Raw genomic sequence first — 6,512 nt, forward strand, 5'->3', positions numbered from 1 at the left:
CCCACTCACAAACACCCCTTGGGTCCTCATTCAAACCCCCCCACGCCCTACTCGCAAACCCCCCCCCCGGCGGGCTTCCGCCGGGGGGGGCGCCCCGGCCCCCCCCCGACCGGCCTTTTGCTCACGCCGTCCGGAGCTTGATCGCGCTCGCCGGCCCCGAGCTCGCGTAGTACCACCCCTGGGCCGTGTCGCAGCCGAGCTCCAGCAGCCGGCTCGCCTGCTCCGCGGTCTCCACGCCCTCCGCCGTGACGCTCAGCTTGAGCGTGTGGGCCAGGCCGATGACCGCCGCCACGATCTCCTGGTCGACCGGGTCCGGCCGCTCCGGCGGGCGCAGCCCGGCCACGAAGGAGCCGGCCAGCTTGAGGCTGTGCACGGGGAGATTGCGCAGGTACGCGAAGTTCGAGTAGCCGGTGCCGAAGTCGTCGATCGCGATGCGCGGGCCGAGCGCGGCCAGCGCGTTGAGCGCCTCGATCGGGTCGTCGCCGGTGCTCATGACCGCGCTCTCGGTCAGCTCCAGCTGCAGGCCCTCCGGCGGCAGCCCGGTCTGCTCGAGGATCGCGCGCACGTCGCGCACGATGGTGCGGTCCCGCATCTGCCGTACGGCCAGGTTGACGCTCATGATCGGGGCGCGGTCGCCCACGGCGCGGCGCCACTCGGCGGCCTGCAGGCAGGCCTCGTGCAGCACCCAGCGGCCGAGCGGCACGATGAGCCCGGTCTCCTCGGCCATGCCGATGAACGCGTCCGGCCCGAGCACCCCGAAGCGCGGGTGCCGCCAGCGCACGAGGGCCTCGACGCCGATGGTGACCCCGTCGCCGAGGCGGACGAGCGGCTGGTACTCGACGAAGAACTCCCGCCGCTCGAGCGCGGCGGGCATGGAGGCCGACAGCTCGTACCGCTTCACCTCGCGCGTGTGCCGCTCGGCGTCGAAGAGCGCGAGACGGTTGCGGCCGTCGGCCTTGGCCCAGTAGAGCGTGGTGTCGGCGGCCTTCATGAGCTCGGCGGCGCTCGTCCCGAGCAGCGGCTGCTCGACCACGCCGATGCTGGCCGAGATGCTGATCTCGTGGCCGCCGACGTGGACCGGGGCGCGCACGGTGTCCAGCGCCTTCTCGGCGACCGCGACCACCTCGTCGATGCCGCCGCACTGCTCCACCAGCACCACGAACTCGTCGCCGCCCATGCGGGCCACGAGCTGCCGATCGCCGCTGATCGAGCGGGCCAGCCGCCGGGCGACGGTCTGCAGCAGCTGGTCGCCGACGTCGTGGCCGAGCGTGTCGTTGATGACCTTGAAGCCGTCCACGTCGAGGTAGCACACGCCGACCCGGGCCTCGTCGCCCTGCCCTTCGTCGTCTCGAGCCCCGTCGAGCAGGGCCCCGAGCCGCTCGAAGAACAGCGTGCGGTTGGGCAGCTGGGTCAGCGGGTCGTGCAGGGCCTGGTGGCGCAGGCGCACCTGCAGCAGGTACCGCTCCGTGATGTCCTCGAACATGGCCACCATCCATCGGGGGCGGCCGTCCTCGTCGCGGATGATCGAGGCGACCAGGTCCGTCCAGACCCGGTGGCCGTCCTTGTGCACGTAGGGCTTCTCGATGCGGAACTGGTCACGCCCGCCCGAGAGCACCTCCTCGAACATGGCGCCGGCGGTCGGCGGGTCCTCGGGCAGCACGAAGTCCTCGAAGGACATCGAGCGCAGCTCCTCGGCGCTGTACCCGAGCATGTCGCACAGCGCCTGGTTGACCTCGATCACCTGGCCGTCGATGGTGCTCACGCTCATGCCGATCGCGGCCCCGGCGAAGATCGCCTGGAACCGGGCCTCGCTGACCCGCCGGCCCTCCTCGGCGCGGGCGCGGGCCCACAGCGCCGCGGTGCGGATCTCCTCCTGCTCCTCGAGCACCCGGTCGCGCAGCGCGAGCGCGTAGCCGGACGCGAGCGCGCCCTGGATCTGGGCGACCCGCTTCACCGGCGCGTTGCCGAACTGCTCGGCGAGCACGGCCAGGGTCCGCTCGAGCGTGGTGGGCTCGGTGAAGTGCGCGGCGACCAGCGTCGAGCCGACCTCGCGCACGTCGGTGGGGTCGAAGGCCTCGGCGGTCAGCGCCTGGATGACCCGCGTGGAGAGGCTGGTCAGGAAGTCCTGGACCTCGAGGCCGTTCATCGACACGTAGCTGGTTCCGGCGATCGCCAGCGACCAGGCACGCGCCATCCGTTCGGCGGCGCGATGGGGGCGGTCCCACGAAGTCGGCGTGGGGCTGATGGCGGTCATGGTCGGCGCGGCTAATCCTTGCGCGCGACGACCGCGCTGCCGACCGCGTTGCCGTCCGGCGGGGACTCCTCGTCGCCGTCGGGGCGCCAGAGGTGGGTCGCGACGACCCCGGGCGGGAGCAGCGTCAGGTCGCCGAGCAGGGCCGCGACCTGCTCGTTGGTGCGCAGGATGAGCGGGGTCGGCGATTTGCGGTACATCTCCCAGGCCTTCTCCTCGGCCGGGGTGAGCGGCCGGTCGAGCCCGGCGTGCGAGAGCACCACGTGGCTGCCGGGCGCTCCGGCGGCGGCGTATGCGGCGACGATGTCGGCCGGGCGCAGCTCGTCCGGGACGAAGTGCAGGACCGCGACGAGCAGGAAGGCGACCGGCCGGTCGAAGTCCAGCAGGTCCCGGATCTCCGGCTGGGCCAGCACCTCGGCGGGGGAGCGCAGGTCGCCGGCGACGACCGCGGTGCCGGGCACCTCGGCCAGGATGGCCCGGCTGTGCGCGACCGCGACCGGGTCGTGGTCGACGTAGACGACGCGCCCGTCGGTGATGCCGGCGTCGGTGAGCACCTCGTGCACGTTGCCGACGGTCGGGATGCCGGAGCCGAGGTCGAGGAACTGCCGGACGCCCTGCGCGGCGAGTTCCCGCACCGCGCGGCGCAGGAAGGCCCGGTTGCTGCGGGCGAGCCCGGCGACGGCCGGCATGACCTTGAGGACCTGCTCGGCGAAGGCGCGGTCGGCGGCGAAATTATGGGATCCGCCGAGGTAGTAGTCGTAGACCCGGGCCACACTCGGCCGGTCGAGGTCGACGTCGGCCGGGGCCCAGCTGGGACGATCCACGGATCAACACTCCTCGACCTCGGTCGCTTCGCCGCCGAGCATACGTGCGGGCGGGCGGCGAGCAAACCCGCCGCCCGCCCAGACGAGTATCGATCAGCCGATCAAGGTGTAACGGTTGGCCGGCCCCGGAGCAATGGGCCCGGTGGCCAGGTAGGACGTCAGGGCGTCGACGTCGAAGCCGGGCGCGGTGACCCGGCCCGTGCCCTTCGCGAGGTTCAGGAAGCCGTCACCGCCGTTGGCCAGGAAGTCGTTCGTGGTCACCTTGTAGGTGGCCGCCGGGTCGAGGGCAACCCCGTTGAGCTGGATGTTGCTGATCTTCGATCCGGCCGGCGCCGAGGCGCTGATGCTGTAGGTGAAGCCGGCCGAGACCTGCAGCATGCGCTGGACGGTCTGGCCCTGGAAGCCCACGAACTGCTGCTCGAGGACGTCCTTGATCTGTGCGCCGGTGAACGACTGGGTGACGACCAGGTTGTTGAACGGCTGCACGGTGAACGCCTCGCCGTAGGTGACCTGGCCGGGCGCCTCGCCGCCGGGGGAGTTGGCGTAGATCAGCGAGGCCCGGATGCCGCCCGGGTTCATGAACGCGATCTGGGCCCCCGCCGAGGCCTTGGTGTAGGCCAGCTGCGCGTCGGCGATGACGTCGCCGAGCGGGGTCTCACCGGAGGCGACCTGGGTCGTGGTGATGTCGGCGCTGATGCTGCCGATGACCTTGTTCGCCAGCGGCGCCACGGCGACGCGGTACTTGTCCGCGATCTTCTTCACCTTGGCGTCGACCAGGGCCGTGTTGCGCACGAAGTTGCCGGAGGCGTCCTTCTGGTAGGTGCCGTCCGCGTTCTTCACGCCGTTGTCGACGATCACGTTGGTGCCGGCCGCGTCGACGAACTTGCGCGTCTTCTTGTCCAGCGTGACCCGGATGTCGGTGACCAGCGTGCCGGCCGTGCCCGCGCTCGTGACCAGCGAGTTCTTGCCCGAGGAGTTGGGCAGCTCGCAGCTGTAGAACCGGTGCGTGTGGCCGGAGACGACGACGCCGTAGGCCGGGTTGAGGCCCTTGGTGATGTCGGTGATCGGGCCGGCGAAGTTGGCGCAGCCGGACGGGTCCAGCGGCGCGGGCGGGCTGCTCTGCATGCCGCCCTCGTGCACCACGAGGACCATCGACTTGATGCCGAGCCAGCCCAGAATGGTGGCGTACTTGTTGGCCGTCTCGACCTCGTCGTGGAAGTCGACGTTCTTGATGCCCGCGGGGTTGACGATGCCCGGCGTGGCCTCGAGCGTCATGCCGACGAACGCGACCGGCACGCCGTCGTAGAAGCGGATCGTGAACGGCAGCAGGATCGGCAGGCCGTTGGACTTCTGGGTGACGTTGGCGGCGAGGTACTGGAACTTCGCCCCCGAGAACCCGTCGCCGTCCTGGCAGCCGTCGGTCGGGTGGCAACCGCCGAACTGCATCCGGTAGAGCTCGGTGACGCCCTCGTCGAACTCGTGGTTGCCCACGGAGGCGAAGTCGACGCCCATCGCGTTGAGGACCTCGATCGCCGGCTCGTCGTGGAACGCGGCGCTCACCAGCGGCGAGGCGCCGATGTTGTCGCCGGCGACCACCGTGTCGCTGTTCTTGACGCCGGCCTTCTTGGCGTCGTTGCGCAGCTTGGTCAGGTAGGTCGCGAGGTACTCCGAGCCACCGGCGGGAACGCCGTTGATGAGCCCGCCACTGCCGGTCGGCGGGTCGATGTTGCCGTGGAAGTCGTTGAAGCCGAGCAGCTGTGCGGTCGTCGTCGGGCCGGTCTTCTCGGCGAACGAGACCTTGGCCGGGGTCAGTGGCGTCCACCGGTCCGATGCCTGCGATCCGCCGGTCTTGGCCAAGGGCAGCAGTGCGACGACCGCGACGGCGAGCGCGGGCACCGCGAGGTGCTGCGCTAACCGCCAGCCGCGGGCGCTTGGCTGGGCCATGATCTCTCCTTTTGGAAGGACACATGCGTAGATGAACATCCTTGTCGATCGCGTCTACCGCGCGCGAGCACCACTGGTCGTCGGTTCGGTGTCGTACGGGTAAAAGCGAGGGTCGGCGGCGGGACTGAACGGACCGGCCGAACGGGTAGTGCACACTGCGCGACGATGCAATACCGCTAGGTATCTAGTACGTTGCCGGTGAAGGGACACCTCGCGTACGGAGGCGGCCACCATGCTGAGGCGGTTCACGGCCGTGCTGGTCGTCCTCGCATCGGCCGCGCTGAGTGGGTTGATCTTCCCCGAACGGGTGAACGCCGCCGATCCCGAGGGCTGGAAGCCGGTCTTCGCCAACACCTTCGACGACGCGGGCACCCTGCCGACCGGCTGCTCCGCCTACGACGGCGCGCCCGAGGGCGCCCAGGCGAGCTACTTCCGCCCCGAGGCGGTGACGGTCGCCGACGGCCACCTGAGCCTGGCCCTGCACAAGCGCACCTACGGCGGCAAGCCCTACGTCACCGGCGAGCTGCGCTGCGTCGGCGCCGCCCAGCAGTTCGGCCGCTACGAGTTCAAGGCCCGCGTGCCGGTGGGCGCCGGCATCGACTCGATGGCCCTGCTGCGCCCGGTCGACCGAGCCGCGGACCGGCACAACTCGCAGCTGGAGATCATGGCGAAGCCCGGGGCCGAGCAGGCGCTGGTGAGCAACTCCGACGGCACGACGACGAACACCAGAGCGCTGACCGGGACGTTCCGGGACTGGCACACGTACGTCATCGAATGGGCCCCATCGGGCTTCAAGGTCTACGTGGACGGCGTCCTGCAGTGGCTCGACCCCGCGGTGTCGACGGAGCCGCGGTGGTTCGGCTTCGCCGTGACGACCGGCGACCGGGCGGGCACTCCCGGCTCGTCGACCGCCCTGCCGGCCGAGTTCCAGATCGACTACCTGCGCATCTGGTCCTTCGCCCCGGCCGACGCCAATCCTGCGGCGAGCCCGGTGACGCGGGAGGGTGCGATGCCGGCCGCGCCTCCGGGGGATCGCCACTGGTCGTTGTGGCTGGCGGTGGCGGCGGTGGTTATGGCGGCGTTCGCGTTGTTCGGTCTGGTGGTGCACAAGACTCGGCCGCATCGGCCGAAGTCCTCGCATCGCGCCTGAGCCTTTTTGCGCGAAAAGTCGGGCGCTTCGCGCCGCGACTTTTCGGATTTATCGCCTGTCGGTTGATAAATCCGAATCGGTCGATTCGGGGCTGCTGCGCGCGGGTCCCGGGAGGCTGCTGGAACGTCGCCTGCGGCTCGCGGGTGACGAACGTGTCCAGCGGCCGCGCCGAGCGGGCCGCGCCCCGCGGCCCGCGCCCCTTGCCCCGTGGGCCGCGCCCGCGTCTCGCGCCTCGCGCCTCGCGCCTCGCGCCCCGCGCCTCGCGCCCCGCGCCTCGCGCCCCGCGCCTCGCGCCCCGCGCCTCGCGCCCCGCGCCTCGCGCTGAGCGCCCTGCGCGCCGTGG

4 protein-coding genes are annotated in these 6,512 nt (G+C 71.2%); 1 reads left to right on the forward strand and 3 read right to left on the reverse strand.

Annotated elements, in window-relative coordinates; all coding sequences use genetic code 11:
- Positions 1-121: 121 nt before the first annotated feature.
- The 3 genes from ABT369_RS57590 to ABT369_RS57600 all read right to left on the reverse strand — a co-directional run bounded on the left by ABT369_RS57590 (position 122) and on the right by ABT369_RS57600 (position 5,019).
- A complete protein-coding gene (locus ABT369_RS57590) occupies positions 122-2,254 on the reverse strand; it encodes a putative bifunctional diguanylate cyclase/phosphodiesterase (protein WP_350627208.1) in 2,133 nt (710 codons plus the stop codon).
- Between the two features lie 11 nt (positions 2,255-2,265).
- Entirely contained in the window at positions 2,266-3,075 is an 810-nt protein-coding gene (locus ABT369_RS57595; protein WP_350627210.1) for an SAM-dependent methyltransferase, read from the reverse strand.
- Between the two features lie 93 nt (positions 3,076-3,168).
- Positions 3,169-5,019, reverse strand: a complete 1,851-nt coding sequence (locus ABT369_RS57600; protein WP_350627212.1) for a bifunctional metallophosphatase/5'-nucleotidase — start codon at positions 5,017-5,019, stop codon at positions 3,169-3,171.
- Between the two features lie 232 nt (positions 5,020-5,251).
- Here ABT369_RS57600 and ABT369_RS57605 point away from each other — a divergent pair, with 232 nt between their 5' ends.
- A complete protein-coding gene (locus ABT369_RS57605; RefSeq protein ID WP_350627214.1) occupies positions 5,252-6,169 on the forward strand; it encodes a glycoside hydrolase family 16 protein in 918 nt (305 codons plus the stop codon).
- Positions 6,170-6,512: the final 343 nt, after the last annotated feature.

Source organism: Dactylosporangium sp. NPDC000244 (assembly GCF_040300725.1).
GTDB lineage: Bacteria > Actinomycetota > Actinomycetes > Mycobacteriales > Micromonosporaceae > Dactylosporangium.

What these genes read in the sequence shown, in the direction of transcription:
- ABT369_RS57590 (WP_350627208.1), bottom strand. Translation starts at nt 2,254, where the DNA reads ATGACCGCCATCAGCCCCACGCCGACTTCGTGGGACCGCCCCCATCGC.
- ABT369_RS57605 (WP_350627214.1), top strand. Translation starts at nt 5,252, where the DNA reads ATGCTGAGGCGGTTCACGGCCGTGCTGGTCGTCCTCGCATCGGCCGCG.
- ABT369_RS57600 (WP_350627212.1), bottom strand. Translation starts at nt 5,019, where the DNA reads ATGGCCCAGCCAAGCGCCCGCGGCTGGCGGTTAGCGCAGCACCTCGCG.